Below are 23,199 nucleotides of genomic sequence, written 5' to 3' on the forward strand. Positions count from 1 at the left end.
TTCCGGCGACCGACGCCGCAGCGAAAACCGGGCTGCCGGCGTATGTGACAAGCCGGCAACCTTGAAAACTCACTTGGGAATCACTCTAGAGAGGATCAATAGCAATGGCAAACCAAAGTGCCACGAACTGGTTGTATGTGTGAACAGATTCGCGTTTTTGGCGTCCCCGTCGTTTACTTTTGTGGTCTGGAAGCCATCGATGCCGGCTCGCGACCGGCCTAAGATCGCACGATGAACGCTGCTACCCAGGCCCCTTTGCCGCTTCCCCGCTTCTGGTCCCACCTCACCACGCGCGACTTCGCCGCGCTCGATGCGGCAACCACCGTCGCAGTGCTGCCGCTGGGCGCGACCGAGCAGCACGGGCCGCACCTGCCGCTGGGCGTGGACACGGTGCTGGCAGACGGCATCGTCGCCGCGTCGCTGCCCCTGTTGCCGGCCGAACTGCCGGTGCTGTTCCTGCCGACCCAGCAGATCGGCCTGAGCCCCGAGCACGCGCGCTTCGCGGGCACGCTCACGCTGTCGGCCGAGACTTTGATCCGCCTGTGGAACGAGATCGGCGCGGGCGTGGCGCGCGCGGGCGTGAAGAAGCTGGTGCTGTTCAATGCGCACGGCGGCCATGTGGGCGCGATGGACATCGTGGCGCGCGAGCTGCGCGCGGCGCACGGGCTCATCGTCTACAGCGTGAGCTGGTTCAACCTGCCGCTGGGCGACGCGGGCACGCAGTTCAGCGCGCAGGAGCACCGCTTCGGCGTGCACGCGGGCGAGATCGAGACTTCGATGATGCTGGCGCTGACGCCGCAACTCGTGCGCATGGGCCAGGCGCAGGACTTTCGCTCCACCTCCGAGCAGCGCGCGGCCGACTACGCCATCCTGGGCAACGGCAAGAGCGCCAAGCTCGGCTGGGCGATGGAGGACTACAACGCCCATGGCGCCGCCGGCAACGCGGCCGCTGCCACGGCAGAGCATGGCCAGGCGGTGATCGATGCGGCAGCGCAGCAACTGGCGCTGCTGCTGGCGGAGGTGTCGCGGCTGCCGCTGGGCACGGCCAACACCGGCCCGCTGCCCTGACCTGATAAGGCACGGCAGGGGCTCGCTTCGGTGCCCATGTCGCGTTAACGTTGACCTAACGGTTCTGCGCTAACTTCGCGGCGCATCAACCAAACAATGGGAGACGGCGTGCGCGTGTTACTTGTCGAAGACGACGAAATGATCGGGAAGAGCCTGCTGCGCGGCCTCGAGCGATCGGGCTGGGCGGTGGACTGGGTGCGCGACGGCCTGCTCGCGCGCAGCGCACTGGCCGACGGCGACTACACCTGCGTGCTGCTGGACCTGGGCCTGCCCGGAATGGACGGCATCGAGGTGCTGCGCCACGCGCGCGGCCTCAAGAACGACACGCCGATCCTGATCCTCACCGCGCGCGACGGCCTCGGCCAGCGCGTGGAGGGGCTCGACCTCGGCGCCGACGACTACCTGCTCAAGCCCTTCGAGCTGCCCGAACTGCTGGCGCGCATGCGCGCGGTGGTGCGGCGCCGCCATGGCGCCTCCAACTCCATCATCGGCAGCGGCAAGGTGCAGCTCGACCTCACCACGCGCGAGGTGCTCTACCAGGGCACGCGCGAAACGCTCTCGGCCCGCGAGTTCGCGCTGATGCACGCCATGCTCGAGCGCCCCGGTGCCATCCTGTCGCGCGAGCAGCTGGAGAACCGCATCTACGGATGGGGCGAGGAGGTGATGAGCAACGCGGTCGACGTGATCATCCACAACATGCGGCGCAAGCTCGGCGCCGACACCATCCGCAACGTGCGAGGCCTGGGCTGGCGCGTGGTGGATTCATGAGTTCTCCAATGACCGCCGCGCCGGGCCGGCCCTGGTACTCGCCGAGTTCGCTGCGCAACAAGCTGCTGATGTGGCTGGTGGTGGTGCATCTTCTCGCGGCGGCCGGCGTCGCGTGGTTCACCTACGTCAGCTACGACAGGCTCATCGTCACCTTCAAGGACGACCAGATGCAGATGCTGGCCGACTCCTACGCCGGCAACGTGATCGTGCCCGAGCTCAGGCCGGCCGACGAACGCAGCATCTTCGACCGCGGCGCCTTCGTGATCCAGATCTGGAACGGGCGGGGCGAGCTGCTGGCCAGCTCGTGGCCCGCGCTGGCCATGGCCCGCCAGCCGTCGGAGGGGCTGAGCACCGTGCGCACGGCCTCCGGCGACGACGGCATGTGGCGCGTGTACTCCACCGCGCCAGTGGCCGACCCGGGCCGCTTCCAGGTGCAGGTGATCCAGAACGGCGGCTTCGTGCGCCGGCTGGTGGCCAAGCGCGCGCTGTCTTCGACGGCATCCATCGCGCTGCTGCTGCCCATGTCGCTGGCCGTGCTGTGGCTGGTGGTGTGGACATCGTCGCGCAAGCTGCGCAGCGTGGCGCTCGACGTCGCGGCGCAGGACGAGCGCAGCCTCTCGGAGCTGTCGGTGTCGCGCGTGCCCGACGAGATCGCGCCGCTGGTGGAAGCCTTCAACAGCCTGCTCGGGCGGCTGCGCCAGGCCTTTGCCGCGCAGCGCCGATTCGTGCAGGACGCTGCGCACGAACTGCGCACGCCCATTGCCGCCATCGGCCTGCAGCTGGACAACATGCGCGCCGAAGTGCCCACCGAGGCCGTCGCCGAGCACTACGTGCACCTCAAGGGCGGCGTGACGCGCGCCCAGCACCTGATCGAACAGCTGCTGCGCTTGTCGCGCCAGGAAAGCAGCACCGAGCCCGAGGCGCCGGTGTCGCTCGACGTGGCCTCGGTGTTGCGCGACAGCGTGGCCCAGCTGATGGTCGTGGCCGACCGCCGCCGTATCGACATCGGCTTCGAGGGCGAGACCTCCGCGACGGTGACCGCGCCCCCGGCCGAGCTGCGCAGCGTCTTCGACAACCTGATCGACAACGCGCTGCGCCATTCGCCCGAGGGCGGTGTGGTCGACGTGCGGCTGCACGAGGTGGAGGGGCGGCCGGTGGTCGATGTGCTGGACAACGGGCCGGGCATTCCGCCCGAGCTGATCGAGCGCGCCTTCGACCGCTTCTTCCGGGTGCCGGGCAACTCGACCGAAGGCAGCGGCCTGGGCCTTGCCATCGCGCGCATGGCCGCGCTGCGCAACGGCCTGCGCATCGTGCTGGCCAACCGCCATGACGCACAGGGCCGGCCTGCGGGGCTGCAGGCGCGCGTCCACCTGCGCGATCACCTGCGCGATCACGGGGTGGGCCGCGCGGCTTAACGCTCAGGTAACTCTCGCTTAAAGGTCGCATAAAGCGGGCTTCCTACAGTGACTCCAGCCGCGAAAGCGGTCGCGCCGCAAGGCGCCAACCCAGTCTTCAAAAGGAGTTCACATGCGAAAGACCCTCGGCCTCCTGGCCATCCTTACCCTGGCCGGTGCGGCCCATGCAGAAAGCTACGACGGCGTGCACCAGGGCGCCGGCCTGCTCGCGCGCGACGACGTGGCGACCCAGGCCGTTGCCACGGCCCACGCCCCCGACCAGAACGTGACGCGCGGCTCGCGCGGGCCCGATCCCTTCACCTCCACCATCTCGCGCGAGGCCATGCGCCAGGTCGCGGTGACGACGGCCCATGCGCCCGACCAGAACGTGACCAGCGGCTCGCGCGTCAACAGCGTCGTCATCTCCACGATGCCGCCGGTGCGCTCCGCGATCGGCGAGGCACCGGCCAGCCGCTTCTGACGCCCAGGCGCGCAAGGAACCCACGATGGAAGCCGAACAACAAAAAGACGGCTACACCCGCCGCACCGTGCTGATCACGAGCGCGGCCGGCGTGGCCACCGCCACGCTGCCGCATGCGGGCCAGGCACAGCAGGCACCAGCGCCAGCGCCTGCGACGACCGACGCCGCGGCCTTGCCGCTGGCCGATGTCGCGCTGCGCATCAACGGCCAACTGCATACCCTGTCCATCGATCCGAGGGTCACGCTGCTCGACCTGCTGCGCGAGCAGCTGCACCTCACGGGTTCCAAGAAGGGCTGCGACCACGGCCAGTGCGGCGCCTGCACGGTGCTGGTCAATGGGCGGCGCATCAACAGCTGCCTCACGCTGGCGGTGCTGCACGAGGGCGACGAGGTGACGACCATCGAGGGCCTGGGCGAGCCGAAGAAGCTGCACCCGATGCAGGCCGCCTTCGTCAAGCACGACGGCTACCAGTGCGGCTACTGCACGCCGGGCCAGATCTGTTCGGCGGTCGGCATGCTCGGCGAGATGCGCGGCGGCATGCCGAGCCATGTCACGCGGGATCTCGTGGCGCGCCCGGTCTTCAGCGACGAGGAAATGCGCGAGCGCATGAGCGGCAACATCTGTCGCTGTGCGGGCTATCCGAACATCATCGCGGCCATCCGCGAGGTGGCGGGAGCACGGACATGAGAGCCTTCACCTTCGAGCGCGCCGCCACGCCGGCCGCCGCGGCGCTGGCAATGCAGCAGCACCCGGGCGCGCGCTTCATAGCGGGCGGCACCAACCTGCTGGACCTGATGAAGCTCGACATCGAGCAGCCCACGCACCTGATCGACGTCAACCGCCTGGGGCTCGATCGCATCGAGGCCATGCCCGACGGCGGGCTGAAGATTGGCGCGCTGGTGCGCAACAGCGACCTCGCCGCCGACCCGCGCGTGCGTCGCGGCCATCCGCTGCTGTCGCGCGCGTTGCTGTCCGGCGCCAGCGCGCAGCTGCGCAACAAGGCGACCACCGCGGGCAACTTGCTGCAGCGCACGCGCTGCTTCTACTTCTACGACACGACCAAGCCCTGCAACAAGCGCACGCCGGGCAGCGGCTGCGCGGCCATGGAAGGCTTCAACCGCATCCACGCGATCCTCGGCGCGAGCGCGCAGTGCATCTCGGTGCATTCGTCCGACATGGCGGTGGCGCTGCGCGCGCTCGACGCGCAGGTGGAGACCGTGTCAGCCAGCGGTGCCACGCGCCGCATTCCCATCGCCGAACTGCATCGCCTGCCCGGCAGCACGCCCGAGGTCGAGACCGCGCTGGCGCCGGACGAGCTGATCACCGGCGTGACCCTGCCAGCGCCGCTCGGCGGCGTGCAGCTCTACCGCAAGGTGCGCGACCGCGCTTCCTACGCCTTCGCGCTGGTCTCCGTCGCGGCCGTGGTGGTGTGCGAGGGCCGCACGGTGACCGGCGCGCGCCTGGCCTTCGGCGGCCTGGCCGCGAAGCCGTGGCGCAACGAGGAAGCCGAACGGCGGCTGATCGGCACCGACGGTGGCGCGCGGGCGCGCGATGCCGTCGCCGACCTGCTGCTGGCCGATGCGCGCGGCCACGGGCACAACGATTTCAAGATTCCGCTGCTGCGCCGCACCCTGCACGCCACGTTGGCGCAGGCGATCGAAACCACCTGAAGGGAGCTGGCACCATGCAATTCACCGAAGCCGCCGGGCCGAGTGCCTTGGACCGCGAACGCGTGCTTGGCCGCCCGCTGGACCGCATCGACGGGCCGCTCAAGGTCAGCGGCCGCGCCCACTACAGCTACGAGTGCCACGACGAAGTGCCCGACGCCGTCTACGGCTGGGTGGTGCTCGCCGGCATCGCCAAGGGCCGCATCACGCGCATCGACACCGCCGAGGCGCAGCGCGCGCCGGGCGTGCTGCTGGTCTACACCTACGCCAACGTTCCGCGCATGGTGCCGAAGGGGCGTGCCAACGTGGTCTCGCAGCTTTCGGGGCCTGAGGTGCAGCAGCACGGCCAGGCGGTGGCCTTCGTGGTGGCGCAGACCTTCGAGCAGGCGCGTGCGGCCGCGTTCATGATCCGCATCGACTACGAGCGCAGCGCAGGCCGCTTCGATCTCGCGGCCGCGAAGGCGAGCGCCCCCAAGCCCGGCGAAGACCCCAGCGCCGGCAGCGAGAGCGCGGCCGATACGGCGGTGGGCGACTTCCAGGGCGCCTTCGACGCCGCGCCCGTCACGCTCGATGCGACCTACACCACGCCCGACCAGCATCCCGCGATGATGGAACCGCAGGCCACTACCGCGCGCTGGGACGGCGACCGGCTCACGCTCTACACCTCGCACCAGATGCCGAACTGGGCCGCAGGCGACGTGGCTGCCATGCTGGACGTGCCGGTCGCGCAGGTGCGCGTGGTCTCGGCCTTCGTCGGCGGCGGCTTCGGCTCCAAGCTGCGCACGCATGCGGACGCGGTGCTATCGGCCTTCGCGGCGCGCGAACTGCGGCGGCCGGTGAAGACGGCGCTGGCGCGCGAGCAACTGCTCAACCACACGACGCGCCGCGCAGCGACCATCCAACGCGTGCGGCTCGGCGCCACGCCCGACGGCCGGCTCACCGCCATCGGCCACGAGACCTGGACCAGCAACCTGCCGGGCCGCAACTACTACGAGGGCGCATCGCGCCAGACGCGCCTGCTCTATGCCGCCCCCAACCGCATGACGGCGCACCGCCTGGCGGCGCTCGACCTGCCCGAGGCCGCGGCCATGCGCGCGCCGGCCACCGCCAGCGGCCAGATGGCCTTCGAGGTGGCGCTCGACGAGCTTGCCGAGAAGCTGCGCATCGACCCGGTGCAACTGCGCATCCTCAACGACAGCCAGCACGACCCTGAACGCGGACCTTCGCGCCCTTACTCGGGGCGCAAGCTGGTCGAGTGCCTGCGAGAAGGCGCGCAGCGTTTCGGCTGGGCGAAGAGAAACCCCGTGCCGGGGCGGGTGCGCGACGGCCGCTGGCTGGTCGGCATGGGCGTGGCCAGCGCCATTCACCACCACTCGGTGCGGCCGTCGAGCGCGAAGCTGAGCCTCGATGCGCAGGGCCGGCTGCTGATCGAGACCTCGATGACCGACATCGGCACCGGCACCTACACCGTGCTGGCGCAGATCGCGGCCGAGATGACGGGCATTCCGATGGACCGCATAGGTGTGCGATTGGGCGACACCGCGTTTCCCATGGGCGCGGGCTCGATTGCCTCGATAGGCGCGTCGAGCGCCGGCGCCTCGGTCTTCGACGGCTGCCAGCAACTGTGCCGCCTGCTCGCCGAGCGTGCCGGCTTCGACGCGCAGAAGGCGCGCTTCGAACGCGGCCGCATCGCCTTCGGGCGGCGCTCGCACGAGCTCGGCGAGCTGGCCGGCGCGGAAGGCCTCAGTGTGGTCGGCACCGTCGAGCCCGGCGACCTGCACCGCCGCTATGCGCAGGCCGCGTTCGGCGCCCACTTCTGCGAGGTGGGCGTGGACATCGACACCGGCGAGACGCGCGTGCGCCGCATGCTCGGCGTGTTCGCGGCGGGCCGCATCCTCAACATGAAGACCGCGCGCAGCCAGGCCATCGGCGGCATGGTGTTCGGCGTGGGCGCGGCGCTCACGGAAGAAGCGGTGGTCGATGTGCACCACGGCTACTTCGTGAACCACGACATGGCCGAGTACCTGGTGCCAGTGCATGCCGACATTCCGGACATCGACGCCGTGTACCTGCAGGACGCCGACGATCTCGCGAGCCCGATCAAGTCGAAGGGCATCGGCGAGCTCGGCACCTGCGGCTCGGCCGCGGCGGTGGCGAACGCGATCTACAACGCCACCGGCGTGCGCGTGCGGAACTACCCGATCACGCTCGACAAGCTGCTGCCCGGGCTGCCGTTGCGTGCTTGAATGGCGGCGTTGCCATGCACCGCCCTTCGCCATGCCTGCCACTGCCTCCTTCGCCGCGCTGATGCGCAAGCTCCTGCTGGCCGCTGCGGCCTGCATCGCCCTGTCGCTCGCCGGATGCGCGACGCTCCCCGACGAAGGGCCGCGCACCGCCAGTACCTCGCTGCCCGTGCAGGGCCCCGCCACGCCGCTCGACCGGATCGCCACCGCGTCGATGGAGGGCGCCGAGCCCGGGGCCAGCGGCTTCCGCCTGATGCTGGGCCTTGCCAGCATGGACACGCGCCTCGTGCTGCTGCGCGGCGCGCAACGCTCGCTCGACCTGCAGTACTACCACCTGCACGACGACGCGACCGGCCGGCTGGTGCTGCGGGAGCTGCGCAACGCGGCCCAGCGCGGCGTGCGCGTGCGGCTGCTGGTGGACGACCTCTACACGGAAGACATCGGGCCGCTGCTCCAGGGCCTGGGCGCCTATCCGAACGTGGAAGTGCGCATCTTCAATCCCTTTCCCACGCGCGGCGGCATGGTCACCCGCTTCGGCTTCGCCCTGTTCGACTTCGACCGCGTCAACCGCCGCATGCACAACAAGCTGTTCGTGGCGGACGGCGTGCTGGCCGTGGCCGGCGGGCGCAATCTGGGCGACGTCTATTTCATGCGCGACACCGACGACAACTTCTTCGACTACGACGTGCTGGTGGCGGGCGCGGTGCTGCCGCAGATGGCGAGCATCTTCGACGAGTACTGGAACGCGCCGCAGGTGCGCACCGCGGCTTCGGTGCTGCACCCGTCGGGCGACATCGAAGCCGCGCGCCGGAGCTTCGACGCGCGGGTGGACGGGGCCGACACGCCCGAACCGGTGCCGTTTCGCACTGTCGACCCCTTGGGCCGCGTCACCCTCGGCGACGAACTGCAGGCGGGCCATGTGAAGCTCGCGTTCGGCCGCGCGCAGGCCTTCGCCGATTCACCGGCCAAGGCCTGGGGCCAGGCGGAGACTCAGCGCCTGCCCAGCGGCGCGCTCATCGACACCAGCCGCCGCCTGCTGGGCGAGGCGGCGCAGCAGGCGCAGTCCGAGATCATCACCTCGTCGCCGTACTTCGTGCCCGGCCCGGCGGCGCTCGAAGGCATGCGCCGCAACGCGGCGCGGGGCATCCGCCAGACGCTCATCACCAACTCGCTGGCCGCCACCGACGAGCCGGTGGTGCACACCGGCTATCGCCGCTACCGTGCCCGGCTGCTGGGCGACGGCATGCAGATCTACGAGATCCACCCGAATGCGGGCCGGGCGCTGTTCGTCGGCAGCATCGGAGCAGGCACGCAGGTGCGGCTGCACACCAAGGCGCTCGTGATCGACCGGAAGACCCTCTTCCTGGGCTCGGTCAACATGGACCCGCGCTCGGACGCGCTGAACACCGAGTTCGGCCTGCGCATCGACTGCCCCGCGCTGGCCGAGGAGGCGCGCGCCTTCTTCGGCGAACTCATGCAGCACTCGGCCTTCCAGGTGCGGCTCAAGCCGGGCAGCGACAGCGAGCTGGAATGGTGGCGCGTGGACGGCGACCAGCCGGTGAAGGTGACCGACGAGGAGCCAGGCGCGGACCTGGCGACGCGCGCGAAGCTCTATCTGCAGTCGCTGGTGATTCCCGAGTCGATGCTGTAGGGAAGAGGGTGCTAGGACGCGTTGCGCCCGAGCACGCCGGCGAACATGCCGGTATCGACATTGCCCCCGCTCACGCACACACCCACCGTCTTGCCGCGCCAGCGTTCCTGCTGCTGGAGCGCGGCTGCCAGTGCGGCTGCACCGGCACCCTCGGCAACGTTGTGCGTGTCGCTGAACAGGATGCGCATGGCCTCGGCGATCTCGTCGTCGGTGACGGTGATGACGTCGTCGGCTTCGCGCAGGATCACTTCGACCGATTCGGGCACCGGTACGCGGCAGGCCATGCCGTCGGCCAGCCGCGTGGTGACGGGCGACTCGACGGGCTTGCCGGCGCGGAAGGAATCGCGGTACGCCGTGGCATGCGCCGACACCACGCCGATGAGCTTGGTCGACACGCCGCAATGCGCGCGTGCCGCCGCCGCGGCGGCAAAGCCGGAGCCCAGGCCGATGGGCACGAACAGCACGTCGGGCGGCGTGTCTTTCAACGCGCTGAAGAACTCCACGTAGGCAGTCGACACGCCGCGCACCAGCTCGCGGTGGAACGAGGGCACGCGGTGCAGGCCGTCGCGCTCGGCCAGCACGGCGGCGTGTTCGGAAGCCGCCTGGAAGTCGTCGCCATGCTCGACCAGCGTGACGCCGAGCGCGCGCATCGCGGCGTTCTTCTCGGTCGAATTGCCGTGCGGCACCACGATGGTTGCGGCCAGCCCATGGCGCCGCGTGGCGAAGCCGACCGACTGGCCGTGGTTGCCGCGCGTGGCGCTGATGGCGTGGCGCACTTCGGGCTGTTCGCGCTTCAGGGTTTCGAAGTAGGTCAGGCCGCCGCGGATCTTGAATGCGCCGGCCGGCGTGTGGTTCTCGTGCTTGGCCCACACGGTGGCGCCCAGGCGCTGCGACAGTAGCGGCCAGGCGTGCTGCGGCGTGGGCGGCATGGCCGCATGCACGGTGCGCTGCGCGGCTTCGATTTCTTCGCGGGTGAAGTTCACGGGATTTCCTTACTTGCGTTCGGTGAGTGCCACGCGAACGGCCAGCGCGGCCAGCACGCTGCCCATCACATAGCGCTGCGCGCGCAGCCAACCCGCGCTTTGCGACAGCACGGCCGTGATGCTGGCGGCGCCGACGATCATCACCGTGTTGACCACGGCGCTGGTCGCCATCTGCGCGATGCCCAGCTGCATGCTCTGCAACAGCACCGAGCCGCGCTCTGGGTGAATGAACTGCGGAAAGAACGAGAGATAGAACATCGCCACCTTCGGGTTCAGCAGGTTCGTGAGAAAGCCCATGCGGAACAGCTTGCCCGGCGGATCGGCCGGCAGTGCGCGCGCCTCGAAGGGCGCATTGCCCCCGGGCCTGACCGCCTGCCACGCGAGCCACAGCAGGTAAGCCGCACCGGCGATGCGGATCGCGTCGAAGGCCAGCGGCACGGCCAGCAGCAGCGCGGTGAGCCCGAGCGCCGCGGCGAACAGGTGCGCCAGGAACGCCAGCAGCACACCGCCCAGCGAAATGAGCCCGGCGCGGCGGCCCTGCACCAGCGTGCGCGAGACGCAATAGATCATGTTCGGCCCCGGTGTGAGCGCCAGCAGCAGCGAGGCGAGGGCGAACCAGGCGATTTCGGTGAGGCTCAGCATGATCGGGTCAGAGTCCTTGCGATTCGAGGGTGACGGGGCCGCGCGGCGTGTCGAGCACGGCGATGAGGTTGGGCGGGCCGGCATCGACCTCCATGCCGGTCATGCCGATGGCCGACAGGGCGGCAACCAGCGTGGGCGCGCGCGGGTGTACGGCGCGCAGCGCGCGCATGGCGAGGCCCGATTTCGGCATGGCGTCGGTGGGATGCACGGGGCCCCATTGGATCAGCGTGGGCAGCGCGCCGTAGAACAGCCGCTGGCCGTCGTCGCGCACGGTGATCTGCCATTCGAGCCGGCCGGCGGGCGTGTCGCGCGAGGCTTCGAGCAACTGGCCGCGATCGATGTGCGCATGCTCTTCATGCGCGAGCGCGCGCGTTGCCGCATTCGCGTCGGGCACGCGGGCGACGAAATGAATCAGCTTCGGGCCATGCTGTGCGAGCCCGGCCTGCAGCGCGGCGTCGTCGAGGTCGAACCAACGGTGCGTCTTGGGGCGCGATGGCTGCTTGCCCGGCTCTATCGCGATGATTTCCGCGTAGGCCGCCGGAAAAGCGTCGCTCGCGATGTTCAGCAGGCGGTTGTGCGTGCCCATCAGCGGATGCGAGCCGCCCGGGGCCGGCGTGACGCCGAGCGTTGCTTCGCACCAGGCCACGCCCTCGGCAAGCGAGGCGGCGGCAATCACGAGATGGTCGAGCTGCGCGTGCATGGCGGGTGCTGCTGCGTTCAGAGCGTGACGCTGCCGTCGACGCAGGTCACGGCATCGCCGCCGACCCAGATCTTTCCTTCGGCATCGCGCTCGATGTAGACGCGGCCTGCGCGGCCCAGGCACTGGCCCTGCGCGGCAAGGTAGCGCTCGGGCATGTGGCCGTCGGCGATCAGCCACTCGGCCAGGCTCGCGTTGAGGCTGCCGGTGACCGGGTCTTCCTGCACGCCGATGGGCTCGGCGAAGGCGCGCACTTCGAGGTCGATCTTCGCGCCGTCTTCGTTCGGGGTCGCGGGCCGGTTGCCGAAGGCGCGTGCCTCGCGGTTCGAGCGGCCGATGAGCAGCGAGGTGTCGTGCGCCGCGGGCACGCCCGCCACGCCGGCCTTCACGCCCAGCTCCTTCAGGGCGCGGTGGTCGGGCTGCAGCGCCAGCACGGCGTCGGCATCGTTCACCAGCAGGCCGAACCAGACCGGCCCGTTGTCGAGTACCTGCGCCGCGATGACCTGCTGCGCCTTCAGGCCCAGCGCGCCGGCCACCTTGGCCAGCAGGGCGGGGCTCGGGGCGCTGCGTTTGAGCGGCGGTGCGGCGAAGGCCAGGCGGCTGCCCTCGCGCCGCAGCGGCACCAGCCCGGCGCCGCACTGCTGCACGACCAGGCCCGCGGCCTTGGGCTTGCCGCCGGCCTGCAGCCACGCATGGCAGCTGCCAATGGTCGGGTGGCCGGCAAAGGGCAGCTCGCCGCCGGGCGTGAAGATGCGCACGCGGTAGTCGGCGGCCGGATCGGTGGGCGGCAGCAGGAAGGTGGTCTCGGACAGGTTGGTCCACTGCGCAAAGCGCTGCATGGCGGCGTCGTCGAGGTCCTGGCCATCGATCACCACCGCGAGCGGGTTGCCGTAGTAGGCGGTGGCGGTGAAGACGTCGACTTGCTTGAAGGGGCGGGATTTCATCGGATTCATTCGAGGGGAAGGTCGAGCACGCCGCGCGTGCCCGGGCGGGAAAGCAACTCTGAATACCAGCGCTCGACGTTCGGCCAGTTCGGCCTGCGGTATTCGGCAGCCGGCAGGTTGAACCAGCGGTGCGTCTCGCAGCCGACGGGAATGTCGGCCATGGTGAAGCGCTGGCCGGCCATGTACGGCTGGCGTGCGAGGTGCGCATCGAGCATCGCGAACTGCGCTTCGCTGGCACGCACCGATGCGTCGATCAGCACGCTCTGGCGCTCCGACGGCGGTGTGCGCACCCACTGGATGAAGGCGTCGCGGCTCGTGCGGTTGAGCGTGGTCTGCTGCCAGTCCATCCAGCGCTCGGCGTCGAAGCGTGCGGGCAGCTCGCTCGGGTAGAAGTTGCCGTGCGAATGCTTGGCGCAGAGGTAGCGCACGATCACGTTCGACTCCCAGAGCGTCACGCGCTCGGCGCCTTCGCCGTCGTCGATGGTGGGCACCATCGCATTCGGGTTGAGCGCGAGGTATTCGGGCGTCTGCACCACGCCGAACTTGCCGCCGGCCTCGGTGCGCTGGAAGTCGAGCCCGAGCTCCTGCGCGCACCACACCACCTTGCGGACGTTGATCGAACTGATGCGGCCCCAGATGTTGAGCATGGTTTGGTTCTTTCTTTGCTTGGTTCTTCGGCGACTCGGGCCCGCAGGCTCAGGCCCGCATGATGCGCGCGGTGCCCGACACGCGGATCGAGCTGCCCGGCGCGGGTGAAATGTCGGCATGCAGGCGCGACAGCATGCCCATGTCTTCGCCCTGCACCACGTCGATGGCGCCGCCGTGCGGCCAGTCGATGTCGCGCAGGTAGCCGGCCAGCGCGGCCGTGGCGGCGCCGGTGGCGGGGTCTTCGTACACGCCGCCGGACGCGAAAGGGTTGCGCGTGTGCAGCCGCTGCGCGGTCTCGGCGAAGACCAGCACGATGGTCGTGAGCCCGGCGTAGGCCATCAGCGTACGGCCGGCTTCCAGCTCGTAGTGCATCGCCGACAGCGCTGCTCGGCTTGCCAGGGCCAGCACCAGATGGTCGGCACCCGCATGGGCGATGGCCGGCGGAATGCGCGGGTCCAGGTCTTGCCGTGAATAGCCGAACAGGGCGAGGGCTTCGGACAGCAGTTCGGGCGATGCAGCGGCGCTGCGCGTGGGCGGCGACTGCAGCGCCGCCTCGACCAGGCTGCCGTTGCGCCGGCCTTCCACGGTGATCTGCGCATTGTTGAGCGTCAGTGGGAATACGCCGTCGCCTTGCTGCATTGCCAGTGCGGCACCCAGCGCGATCGTCGCGTGGCCGCAGAAGGGCACTTCGGACTGCGGTGCAAAGTAGCGCACGCGCCAGCCGCCAGCACCAGTGGGAGCGGCGGGAGCGGCGAACGCGGTTTCCGAAAAGCCGACTTCCGCGGCAATGCGCTGCATCTGCGCCGCGGGCGGCAGCGCATCGGCGATGACGACGCCGGCGGGGTTGCCGCCCGCCTCGCCATCCGAGAAGGCCGCGATCTTCAGAACGTTCATGGAAAACCCTCTTCAGCGAGGTGAAGGACGATCGAGGAAGAGCAGGCGCACGGCCAGCCCCAGCATCACGGCGGCCAGCAGACCGCTCTGGAACCGCGCCGCACCGGGACGGTCGTGCAGCCAGCGGCCGACCTGGCCGCTGCATGCGCCCAGCAGCGTGTTGAAGGCCAGCGCGGCCATCGACAGCACCACGCCGAGCTGCACCAGCTGCAGCGGCACGCTGCCGCGCGAGGGGTCGACGAACTGCGGCAGGAACACCATGAAGAACAGCAGCGCCTTCGGATTGACGAGGTTGTTCAGCAGCGCCATGCGCACGATGCGGCCGAAGCCGGCGGGCTGCGCCTGCGCGCCGATGCGAAGGCCGTCACCGCTTCGCAGCGCCTGCACCGCCAGCCACACCAGGTACAGCGCGCCCGCATAGCGCAGCACGTCGAACGAGGGCGGCCACGCAGCCACCAGCGCGGTGACGCCGGTGGCTGCGAACAGCGTGTGCACGAGGTCTGCCGCCGAGATACCGATGGCCGCCGCAAAACCGCCGCGCGGGCCATGGGCCACGCCGTGCGAGAGCACGAAAGCCATGTTCGGGCCGGGCGACAGGAACAGCGCCAGAACCGCGAGCAGGAAGAGCGACAGCGTTGCGAGGCCGATCACGGGAAGGCTCCTTGTTGTGCTTTCAGACCTGCGCGGCGGCCAGCTTCTTGTCGCCGAGCAGCACCAGTTCTTCGCGCAGCGTCTGCGCCAGCGCGGCGATGGCGGTGTCGATCTCGTCCTCGCTGGCCGTCACGAACGACAGGCGCAGCGTGCGCGGATCGCCTTCGCCCGCATAGAACGGCGCGCCGGGCACGAAGGCCACGTTGCGCTCCACCGCCTTGGGCAGCAGCGTCACGGTGTCGATGCCCTCGGGCAGGCGCGCCCACAGGAACATGCCGCCCTTGGGGGCGTTGAACTTCACGTCCAGGCCGGCCATCTCGCGCGTGAGCGCGGCGATCATCGCGTCGCGCTGGCGCTTGTAGAGGGCGCGGATGGTGGGCACGTGGCGGTCGAGGAACTTGTCCTTCATCACGGCCGAAACCATGCGCTGCGTGAAGATCGGCGTGTGCAGGTCGACCGCCTGCTTGGCCTGCAGCAGCTTCGGGTAGATGGACTTGGGCGCCACCAGGAAGCCCAGGCGCAGGCCGGGGGCCAGCACCTTCGAGAACGAGCCCAGGTAGATCACGCCTTCGGGGTTGCGCGCGGCCAGCGGCAGCGGCGGGGCTTCGTCGAACCAGAGCTCGCCGTAGGGGTTGTCCTCGACGATGGGCAGGTTGGCGGCAGCGGCGGCGGCCGACACGGCGGCGCGGCGCTCTTCGGTCATGGTGCGGCCGGTGGGGTTCTGGAAGTTGGGCAGCAGGTAGACGAAGCGTGCGTCCTTGGCCTTGGCCACGAGGTCTTCGACGATCACGCCGTCGTCGTCGCTGGCCACGCCCACGGGATGCGGCTCCATCGGGCCGAAGGCCTGCAGCGCGCCGAGGTAGGTGGGCGTTTCGACCAGCACCTTGCTGCCCGGATCGATCAGCACCTTGGCCACGAGGTCGAGGCCCTGCTGCGAGCCGGTGGTGATGAGCACCTGCGAGGCATCGACGTCCCACGGCAGCATGTCGGCCACGGCCTGGCGCAGCGGCGCGTAGCCTTCGCTGGCGGCGTACTGCAAGGCGGCCTGGCCGTCGTTGTGCAGCACTTCGGCGCAGGCGTCGGCAAAGGCCTGGATCGGGAAGGTCTTGGGCGAGGGCAGGCCGCCGGCCAGGCTGATGATGCCGGGGCGCTCGGTGACCTTGAGGATTTCACGCAGCACCGAGGGATTCATCTTGGCGGCGCGGGCGGCGAGTTTCCAGTTCATGGCTTTCTTCTTTCAGGCGGTGAGGTGAGATTCGAATAATGCGGGCAGGCGCAGCGGCGCTCAATCCGGCTGGATGTCGCCACGGTATACGACGCGGGCCTTGTTGTCTTGCGGCTGCGAGAGGCGCTTGCTGATGACCACCGTGGCCACCACCGCGACGGCAAAGCCCAGCGTGACCATGTCGAGCGGCTCGCCCAGCAGCGGGATCGACGCGAGGATCGAGAGAAAGGGCTGCAGCAGCTGCGTCTGGCTCACGCGCAGCGCACCGCCCAGGGCCAGGCCGCGATACCAGGCGAAGAAGCCGATCCACATCGAGAACGTGCCGACGTAGACGAAGCCCAGCCAAGCCGACGTGGCGACGGGCTGCTGCGGCCACAGTGCCAGCGCGGCCGGCAGCGTGAAGGGCAGCGCCATCACGCAGACCCAGCAGATCACGCGCTCGGCGCCAAGCGACGGCGTGACCTGCGCGCCGTAGATGTAGCCGATGGAGGCGGCGATGACCGCGCCGACCAGCAGCAGATCGGCCCACTCGAAGCCGAAACCGTGCCCGCTCTGGCTCGCGCGCAGCACCGAAAACGCCACCACCAGCAGGCTGCCCGCGACGGCGCAGAGCCAGAAGCCGAGCCGCGCTCGCTGGTGCAGCACCAAGGCCGCGACGGCGGCCGTGACCAGCGGCAGCAGGGCAGTCACCACCGCCGCATGGCTGGCCGTGACCACGCGCAGCGCATAGGCCAGCAACAGCGGAAAGCCGATGGCATTGCCCAGCACCGCGAAGGCCAGCGGCTTCCACTGGTGCGCAGCAGGCCGCGGCGAACGCGTTACCAGCAGGAAGATGGCCGACAGCACGCCTGCCAGCGCCGCGCGCCCGAGCGTGACGAACCACGGCGACAGCTGCGGTGCGTCTTGCGTGCCGGTGGCCAGGCGCGTCATCGGCAGCGTGACGGCGAACATGGCCACGCCGACAACGCCGAGCCACATGCCCAGCGTTTCGTCTTTCATGGCGAGCTTCATACGCTCACCATCCACCAGGCTGTCAGCACCAGTACCAGGCCCATCGCGCGGTTGAACCACAGCAGCCGCGAACCCTTGGCCAGCCAATCGCGCAGCAGCGCGCCGACCAATGCGTAGGCGAAGTTGCTGACGAAGGCATAGGTCAGCATCACCGGTGCCACGATGGCGAAGCGGCGCAGCGCATCGGGCTGCCCGGCGATCCAGCCGGCCACCAGCGTGAGCGCCAGCAGCCAGGCCTTGATGTTCACGAACTGCAGCATCACGCCCTGGCCGAAGCCGACCGACAGCTTGGCGCCGTCGGCCTTGCCGAGCGTGGCGCTGCCGCTGAGCTTGTAAGCGAGCCACAGCAGGTAGCCGATGCCCAGCGCCTTGATGGCCAGGCGCAGCGAAGGCATTGCCACCACCAGCGCGCCGATGCCGGCGGCGCACAGCGCCAGCAGCAGGGTCCAGCCGACGGGCACCGCGACCACGAAGCGCATGGCGCGCGGCAGGCCGCCGTTGGCCGCCAGGGCGGTGGAGAGCGTGGTGTTGGGACCGGGCGAGAAGCTCATCGCCGTGGCCAGCACCAGCAGCGCGGTGAATTCTTGCCAGTTCATGACACACACTCTAAACTTGAGACCATTACAGTTCCAGTACAGTTGGTCGAACAATCGGGCAATCTGTATTGGTCACTCCTTCGACACAGAAGTCGCTACAGCCTGAAAAACGCATGCTGACACGCACCTCCACACAGTCGCTGACGGGGCAATTGGCCGACCGCCTGGCCGAGCGCATCCGCACCCGCCTGCTGCCGCCCGGCGCCCGCCTGCCCTCGGTGCGCGAATGCGCGCGGCAGCAGGGCGTGAGCCCGTACACCGTCGTTGCCGCGTACGACCAGTTGCTGGCGCAGGGGCTGATCGAAGCCCGCCGGCAGCGCGGCTTCTACGTGCGGGATTCCGCGCCGGTACAGGACGGCCGTCCGAATCACGGCGCGGACGCCGGTGGCGCGAGCGGCATGCCGGCGGCGATGGCGGTGCAGATGATGGCCTCGCGCATTCCGGCCGACGCCAGCTCGCTGATACGCAGCATGTTCCACCGCCCGAGCGACAAGCCGCAGCCGGGCATGGGCGTGTTCCCGCCGGACTGGATGTCGTCGACCTTCATGCCCACAGCCGTGCGGCGCATGACCAGTACAGCCGCCCTGCAGGAGCTGTCGCTCCAGTACGGAGAACCGGCCGGCGACATGAGCCTGCGGCGCAGCCTCTCGCAGAAGCTGGTGGGCATTAACGTGCCGGCCTCGCCCGACCAGATCGTGACCACCATCGGCGCCACCCACGCGCTGGACATCGTGAGCCGCACGCTGCTGCGCGCGGGCGACCCGGTGATGGTCGAGGAGCCGGGCTGGGCGCTGGAGTTCGCACGGCTGGAGGCGCTGGGCATGCGCATCCTGCCGGTGCCGCGGCGCGCCGACGGGCCCGACCTGGAGGTGATGGCGCAATACTGCGCGCTGCACCAACCCAAGCTCTTCGTCAGCGTGAGCGTGCTGCACAACCCGACCGGCTACAGCCTCACGCCGGGCAGCGCGCACCGCGTGCTGAAGCTGGCCAACGAATACGACTTCCACATCGTCGAGGACGACACCTACAGCCACCTCGCGCCCGAGCACGCCACGCGGCTCAGCGCGCTCGACGGGTTGCAGCGCACCATCTACGTGAGCGGCTTCGCCAAGATCCTGGCGCCCAACTGGCGCATCGGCTTCCTGGCCGCGCCCCCAGCGCTGAAGGAGCGGCTGCTCGAAACCAAGCTGCTGGCCACGCTGACCTCACCCACGCTGTTCGAGCGGGCGTTGTCGTGGTGCATCGACCAGGGGCAGCTGCGCCGGCACTCGGAGCGCGTGCGCATCCGGCTCGACGGGGCGCGGGGGCGGGCCGTGAAGCTGGCGATGTCGCACGGCTGCACCTTCGCCTCGGAGCCGGCGGGGCTGTTCGGCTGGGTCGACACGGGCGTCGACACCGACGCGCTCACGCAGCGCATGCTCGACCAGGGCTATCTGCTGGCGCCGGGCTCGCTGTTCCACGCGCGCCGGCCGCCGAGCACGATGATGCGGATCAACTTCGCCACGTCGCAGGACGCCACTTTCTGGAAGGTGTTCAGCAAGGTCCGAAGCGAGCTCTGACGGCAGGTAAAAGCCTGGCGCGGGCCGGGCCAAAACCGGGTTAAAAGGCCGGAGGCTTGGAGTAAGCTGGGAACACAAGAAAACCCACCCAGGAGACCACCCGCATGAGCAACGCCAGCAAGCCCTTCGACTTCAGCCAGTTCGTCCCCGGATTCGACTTTCTGAAGAACCTCGCCGGTGGCGCCGCATCGGGTGCTGGCGCCGGTTCGGTGCCGGGGATTCCGAGCCTCGCGAGCTGGGTGGCGCCCACGCTGAGCGTGGAAGAAGTCGACAAGCGCATCCAGGAGCTCAAGACGGTGCAGTACTGGCTCGAACAGAACGGCCATGCCCTCAAGGCCACGATCCAGGCGCTCGAAGTGCAGAAGATGACGCTGTCGACGCTGCGCGGCATGAACGTGCGGATGGAAGACATCGCCAGCGCGTTCACCAAGCAGGCGGCTGCCATGAAGCCTGCACCCGCTGCGGCAGCTCCGGAGCCCGAGCCCGAAGAGGTCGAGGAATTTGAGGAAGAGGACGAGGTGCCCGAAGAGGAAGCTCCGGCACCGACGAAGTCGCGCAGCAGGCCGGCTTCGGCCAAGGCGAAGGCCGCGGCGGCCGATGGCGCCGGCGTGGTCGATCCCATGCAGTGGTGGGGCTCGCTCACCGAACAGTTCCAGCAGATCGCCAGTTCGGCGCTGCAGGACGCGGCCCAGCTGAAGGTGCCGGCCATGGCCCAGCCGCTGGCCGATGCGGTCGGCTCGGTCCTGCGCAAGCCGGCAACGGCCGCCCGCAAGCCTGCTCCGGCCAAGAAGGCTGCAGCGCCGGCTGCCAAAAAGAAGGCGTCGACTGCCGCCCGCAAGCGAACCTCCGCCCGGCGTTGACGTCATACACATCCATTTGTTGAAGAGAACGGGTTGGCACGCATCATGAAGTTGTTTCCCTCCGGTCATGCCACCCATCCGCAATGGCGCATGGCGGCCGGCCTCGTGCTGGCCCAGTTGCGCGCACAGATGGCCCTGCCCGACTACGCCTCGTCGCCGACACTGGGGCTGCTCTACATCACCGACCACTATGCGAGCGAGGCGCAGGACATCCTCGACCACCTGAGCGCCGAGCTGCCTGAAGTGACCGACTGGTCGGGCACCGTCGGCATCGGCGTGTCGGCCAACAACGCCGAGTATTTCGACGAGCCCGGCATGAGCCTGATGCTTTGCGCGTTGCCGAGCGACCAGTACCGCGTGTTCTCGGGCGTGGCGCCGCTGGGCAATTCCGAAATGAGCGGCTTCGAGGCGCACACGGCACTGGTGCACGCCGACCCGGCAACGCCCGACCTGGCCGAGCTGATCGCCGAGATGGCGGGGCGCACCGACACCGGTTATCTGTTCGGCGGGCTGTCTTCGGGGCGCGGCAGCGCGCTGCAGTTTGCCGTTGGTGGCAACGGCAACATCCGCGGGCATGGCGCGGCGGGCGGGGTGTTTTCGGGCGGCCTGTCGGGCGTGGTGTTCGGCGAAGGCGTGCGGCTGGTGTCGCGCGTCACGCAGGGCTGCCAGCCGCTGCGCTCGGGGGCCGTGCGCGAGCGCGAGATCACCGAGGCCGACGGCAATCTGCTGCTGAAGCTCGACGGCGAGCCGGCACTCGACGTGCTGCTGGCCGATCTGCAGGTGTCGCTCGAACGGCCGCAGGAGGCCATCGACGCCGTGCGCAACACGCTGGTCGGCCTGGCCGATGCGGGCAGCGACGGCATCCGCCGCACCGGCGACCTGGGCGCCGACGTGCTGGTGCGCCACATCATCGGGCTGGACCCCACGCGACGCGGCATCGCCATTGCCGACGTGGCCGAAGCCGGCATGCGGCTGACCTTCTGCCGCCGCAACGCGCAGGCCGCGCGGGCCGACCTGATGCGCATCTGCGCGGAAATCCGCGAGGAGCTGGAGCCCGAAGAGCAGACGCTGGCCACCGCGCGCGCCGTGGCGGCGGGCGAGGCCGAGGCGGCGCCGCATCCGGCGCGGCGCATCGCGGGGGCGGTGTACGTGAGCTGCTCGGGGCGCGGCGGGCCGCATTTCGGCGCGCCGGGGGCGGAGCTGCAGATCGTGCGGCATGCGCTGGGCGATGTGCCGCTGGTGGGCTTCTTCGCAGCGGGCGAGATCGCCCGGCATCACCTGTATGGCTATACCGGGGTGCTGACGGTGTTTACCGCTAACGACTGAACCCGATCAGGCCGGTTGAAGCGCTCGCGGCGCGGGCGCCGGCATTCCCGTAAAGGCGAAATCGACCTCGGGCGCCAGCCCGCTAACGATGCGCGCGATCGACTTGCCCGAGCCGCAGGCGTGCGTCCAGCCGAGCGTGCCGTGGCCCGTGTTGAGGAACAGGTTCGGCAGCTTGGTCTTGCCAATCAGCGGTACGTTGCTCGGCGTGGCGGGTCGCAGGCCGGTCCAGAACTGGGCCTGCGTGGTGTCGCCGGCGCCGGGGAACAGTTCTTCGACGCGGCGCACGATGGCTTCGCAGCGCACGCGGTTCAGGTCGCGGTCGTAGCCGTTGAGCTCGGCCGTGCCGGCGATGCGCAGGCGATCGCCCGACTCCGAGGTGTAGCGCGAGAACACGAGCTTGAATTCGTCGTCGGTCAGCGAGACCTGGTGAGCCTTCGATGCGTCCTTGACGGGCAGCGTCACCGAGTAACCCTTGGCCGGGTAGATCGGCAGGCGGATGCCCAGCGGCGCGGCGTACAGCGGGCTCAGCGAGCCCATCGCCAGCACGAAGGCGTCGCCGCGGATGCGCTGGAAGCGGCCTTCGCTGTCGGTGGCTTCGACGTGGTCGATGCTGCCGCCGGCTTCGCGCAGGGCGGTCACGGTGTGGCTCATCAGGAACTTGACTCCTGCCGCGGTGGCCAGGCCCACCAGTTCGCGCGCGAAGCGGTTGGCGTCGCCGGACTCGTCCTCGGCCGTGTAGGTGGCGCCGGCCAGCTTCGAACGGATGTGGGCGAGGGCGGGCTCGATCTTCACGGCTTCATCGGCCGAGATGACCTGGCGCTCGCAGCCCAGGGCGCGCATCTGCTCGGCGGGCGCGAGGGCGCCGTCGAACTCTTTTTGCGTCGTGTAGAAATGCAGGATGCCTTGCGTGCGCTGGTCGTAGTTCAGGCCGGTGTCGCGGCGCAACTGTTGCAACATCGAGCGGCTGTATGTTCCGAGACGCACGATCTGCTCGATGTTGTGGCGGGTGCGCGCCGGCGTGCATTCGCGCAGGAACTGAAGGCCCCAGAGCCACTGGCGCATGTCGGCGCGGATGCGGAAGAGCAGCGGGGCATCTTCCTTGCCCAGCCATTGCAGCACCTTGAGCGGTGCGCTGGGGTTGGCCCAGGGTTCGGCGTGGCTGACCGAGATCTGCCCGCCATTGGCGAAACTGGTTTCGGCGGCCGGGGTGGCCTGCCGGTCGATCACGGTCACTTCGTGGCCGAGTTGCTGGAGGTAGTAAGCCGAGGTCACGCCGAGCAGGCCGGCGCCAAGAACGATCACGCGCATTTCAAGTACCTTTGAGGTTGCAGCGCTTGAACGGCGGACGTGGTGTGCTATTGAATGAATAGCAAAGCAACCGGACGACCGTAGTCCAAGTTGCCGCTCCCCCTGTCCTCGGTACCTGAGAGATTCACCCGCTGCGCCCGCAGAGGGTTTGCTCCTTCGGTGCATCACGACGACCACGTTGGGCAGTGTGATGGCTCTCCAGACGGCGTTTCAGTTGGTGCAGTACAGGCCCCTTGTTCGGACCGACCTGAGCGTTTATGGGAGTTTGCGCCTTCGGTAGGGCCACCGGGGTGGCCCGCTCTCCTGCAGTGGGGCGATTGTAGGCGGGGCTTGCGCGGGCACCAACCTTTGATTTCTCTCCTCTGGCCGAATGGGATAATCGCCTGTTGATTTGCCGCAAGGCGATCGTTCCAAATATCAGCAGGGGACTTCATGATCCTGGTTACTGGCGGCGCCGGCTTCATCGGCGCCAATTTCGTACTCGACTGGCTAGCGAACGGCGACGAGCCGGTCGTGAACCTCGACAAGCTGACCTACGCAGGCAATCTCGAGACACTCGCGTCGCTCAAGAACAACCCGAGG

The 23,199-nt window shown here is 69.3% G+C and carries 23 protein-coding genes and 2 riboswitches; of the genes, 12 read left to right on the top strand and 11 right to left on the bottom strand.

Features of this window, described 5'->3' with window-relative positions; translation table 11 throughout:
* Positions 1 to 231 precede the first annotated feature (231 nt).
* The 8 genes from ACSFBF_RS32565 to ACSFBF_RS32600 all read left to right on the top strand — a co-directional run bounded on the left by ACSFBF_RS32565 (position 232) and on the right by ACSFBF_RS32600 (position 9,273).
* Entirely contained in the window at positions 232 to 1,068 is an 837-nt protein-coding gene (locus ACSFBF_RS32565) for a creatininase family protein (RefSeq protein ID WP_435474303.1), read from the top strand.
* 108 nt (positions 1,069 to 1,176) lie between these two features.
* Positions 1,177 to 1,836: a response regulator gene (locus ACSFBF_RS32570; protein WP_093057238.1), complete on the top strand. Its 660-nt coding sequence runs from the start codon at positions 1,177 to 1,179 to the stop codon at positions 1,834 to 1,836.
* A gap of 8 nt (positions 1,837 to 1,844) precedes the next feature.
* The gene (locus ACSFBF_RS32575; protein ID WP_435474306.1) at positions 1,845 to 3,251 is read left to right on the top strand and encodes a sensor histidine kinase; all 1,407 of its coding nucleotides are present in this window, start codon (positions 1,845 to 1,847) and stop codon (positions 3,249 to 3,251) included.
* A 112-nt stretch (positions 3,252 to 3,363) separates the two neighbouring features.
* A complete protein-coding gene (locus tag ACSFBF_RS32580; protein WP_435474308.1) occupies positions 3,364 to 3,711 on the top strand; it encodes a DUF4148 domain-containing protein in 348 nt (115 codons plus the stop codon).
* A gap of 25 nt (positions 3,712 to 3,736) precedes the next feature.
* Positions 3,737 to 4,399 (top strand): aldehyde dehydrogenase iron-sulfur subunit PaoA, encoded by a 663-nt coding sequence (paoA, locus tag ACSFBF_RS32585; RefSeq protein WP_435474309.1) that lies wholly within the window; start codon positions 3,737 to 3,739, stop codon positions 4,397 to 4,399.
* Positions 4,396 to 5,382 carry an FAD binding domain-containing protein gene (locus tag ACSFBF_RS32590; protein WP_435474311.1) on the top strand — a complete coding sequence of 329 codons (987 nt, stop codon included), beginning with the start codon at positions 4,396 to 4,398 and terminating at the stop codon, positions 5,380 to 5,382. The genes paoA and ACSFBF_RS32590 overlap by 4 nt, the downstream gene beginning before the upstream one ends.
* A 14-nt stretch (positions 5,383 to 5,396) precedes the next feature.
* The gene (locus tag ACSFBF_RS32595; RefSeq protein WP_435474313.1) at positions 5,397 to 7,625 is read left to right on the top strand and encodes a molybdopterin cofactor-binding domain-containing protein; all 2,229 of its coding nucleotides are present in this window, start codon (positions 5,397 to 5,399) and stop codon (positions 7,623 to 7,625) included.
* 31 nt (positions 7,626 to 7,656) lie between these two features.
* Positions 7,657 to 9,273 carry a phospholipase D family protein gene (locus ACSFBF_RS32600; RefSeq protein ID WP_435474315.1) on the top strand — a complete coding sequence of 539 codons (1,617 nt, stop codon included), beginning with the start codon at positions 7,657 to 7,659 and terminating at the stop codon, positions 9,271 to 9,273.
* An 11-nt stretch (positions 9,274 to 9,284) separates the two neighbouring features.
* Here the strand turns inward: ACSFBF_RS32600 and ACSFBF_RS32605 are convergent, their stop codons facing one another.
* From ACSFBF_RS32605 to ACSFBF_RS32650, 10 genes are read right to left on the bottom strand one after another with little or no spacing between them, the layout of a single operon-like run.
* Positions 9,285 to 10,256, bottom strand: a complete 972-nt coding sequence (locus tag ACSFBF_RS32605; protein WP_435474317.1) for a threonine dehydratase — start codon at positions 10,254 to 10,256, stop codon at positions 9,285 to 9,287.
* Between the two features lie 9 nt (positions 10,257 to 10,265).
* The gene (locus ACSFBF_RS32610) at positions 10,266 to 10,898 is read right to left on the bottom strand and encodes a LysE family translocator (RefSeq protein ID WP_097200245.1); all 633 of its coding nucleotides are present in this window, start codon (positions 10,896 to 10,898) and stop codon (positions 10,266 to 10,268) included.
* Positions 10,899 to 10,905: 7 nt separating this feature from the next.
* On the bottom strand, positions 10,906 to 11,598 hold the full coding sequence (locus ACSFBF_RS32615; protein ID WP_435474319.1) for a VOC family protein: 693 nt from the start codon (positions 11,596 to 11,598) through the stop codon (positions 10,906 to 10,908).
* Between the two features lie 17 nt (positions 11,599 to 11,615).
* Positions 11,616 to 12,539 carry a PhzF family phenazine biosynthesis protein gene (locus ACSFBF_RS32620; protein WP_435474321.1) on the bottom strand — a complete coding sequence of 308 codons (924 nt, stop codon included), beginning with the start codon at positions 12,537 to 12,539 and terminating at the stop codon, positions 11,616 to 11,618.
* Between the two features lie 5 nt (positions 12,540 to 12,544).
* Positions 12,545 to 13,186 carry a glutathione S-transferase gene (locus ACSFBF_RS32625; RefSeq protein ID WP_435474323.1) on the bottom strand — a complete coding sequence of 214 codons (642 nt, stop codon included), beginning with the start codon at positions 13,184 to 13,186 and terminating at the stop codon, positions 12,545 to 12,547.
* Positions 13,187 to 13,235: 49 nt separating this feature from the next.
* Positions 13,236 to 14,081: a PhzF family phenazine biosynthesis protein gene (locus tag ACSFBF_RS32630; RefSeq protein ID WP_435474325.1), complete on the bottom strand. Its 846-nt coding sequence runs from the start codon at positions 14,079 to 14,081 to the stop codon at positions 13,236 to 13,238.
* Between the two features lie 12 nt (positions 14,082 to 14,093).
* Complete coding sequence (locus ACSFBF_RS32635; RefSeq protein ID WP_435474327.1) at positions 14,094 to 14,732, bottom strand: LysE family translocator; 639 nt, start codon at positions 14,730 to 14,732, stop codon at positions 14,094 to 14,096.
* Positions 14,733 to 14,754: 22 nt separating this feature from the next.
* Positions 14,755 to 15,957 (bottom strand): aminotransferase-like domain-containing protein, encoded by a 1,203-nt coding sequence (locus tag ACSFBF_RS32640; protein WP_435474329.1) that lies wholly within the window; start codon positions 15,955 to 15,957, stop codon positions 14,755 to 14,757.
* A gap of 60 nt (positions 15,958 to 16,017) precedes the next feature.
* Positions 16,018 to 16,956, bottom strand: a complete 939-nt coding sequence (locus ACSFBF_RS32645; RefSeq protein WP_435474331.1) for a DMT family transporter — start codon at positions 16,954 to 16,956, stop codon at positions 16,018 to 16,020.
* 8 nt (positions 16,957 to 16,964) lie between these two features.
* Entirely contained in the window at positions 16,965 to 17,564 is a 600-nt protein-coding gene (locus ACSFBF_RS32650; protein WP_435474333.1) for a LysE family translocator, read from the bottom strand.
* Between the two features lie 113 nt (positions 17,565 to 17,677).
* Here ACSFBF_RS32650 and ACSFBF_RS32655 point away from each other — a divergent pair, with 113 nt between their 5' ends.
* From ACSFBF_RS32655 to ACSFBF_RS32665, 3 genes are all read left to right on the top strand, one after another.
* On the top strand, positions 17,678 to 19,123 hold the full coding sequence (locus tag ACSFBF_RS32655; RefSeq protein WP_435474335.1) for an aminotransferase-like domain-containing protein: 1,446 nt from the start codon (positions 17,678 to 17,680) through the stop codon (positions 19,121 to 19,123).
* A 104-nt stretch (positions 19,124 to 19,227) separates the two neighbouring features.
* Positions 19,228 to 19,983 carry a PhaM family polyhydroxyalkanoate granule multifunctional regulatory protein gene (locus ACSFBF_RS32660; protein WP_435474337.1) on the top strand — a complete coding sequence of 252 codons (756 nt, stop codon included), beginning with the start codon at positions 19,228 to 19,230 and terminating at the stop codon, positions 19,981 to 19,983.
* A 45-nt stretch (positions 19,984 to 20,028) separates the two neighbouring features.
* A complete protein-coding gene (locus tag ACSFBF_RS32665) occupies positions 20,029 to 21,309 on the top strand; it encodes an FIST signal transduction protein (RefSeq protein WP_093079433.1) in 1,281 nt (426 codons plus the stop codon).
* Between the two features lie 6 nt (positions 21,310 to 21,315).
* Here ACSFBF_RS32665 and ACSFBF_RS32670 read toward each other — a convergent pair whose 3' ends face one another.
* Positions 21,316 to 22,617, bottom strand: coding sequence for a D-amino acid dehydrogenase (locus ACSFBF_RS32670; protein WP_435474339.1), 1,302 nt, complete (start codon positions 22,615 to 22,617; stop codon positions 21,316 to 21,318).
* Positions 22,618 to 22,709: 92 nt separating this feature from the next.
* Positions 22,710 to 22,829, bottom strand: a riboswitch (glycine riboswitch).
* Positions 22,830 to 22,832: 3 nt separating this feature from the next.
* A riboswitch (glycine riboswitch) is annotated at positions 22,833 to 22,933 on the bottom strand.
* A gap of 116 nt (positions 22,934 to 23,049) precedes the next feature.
* Between ACSFBF_RS32670 and ACSFBF_RS32675 the strand changes: the two genes are divergently transcribed.
* On the top strand, positions 23,050 to 23,199 hold a 150-nt coding region (locus ACSFBF_RS32675; protein WP_435474344.1), incomplete at its 3' end, for an NAD-dependent epimerase/dehydratase family protein.

The sequence above is a fragment of the Variovorax nivicola genome, assembly GCF_051216475.1.
Taxonomy (GTDB): domain Bacteria; phylum Pseudomonadota; class Gammaproteobacteria; order Burkholderiales; family Burkholderiaceae_C; genus Variovorax.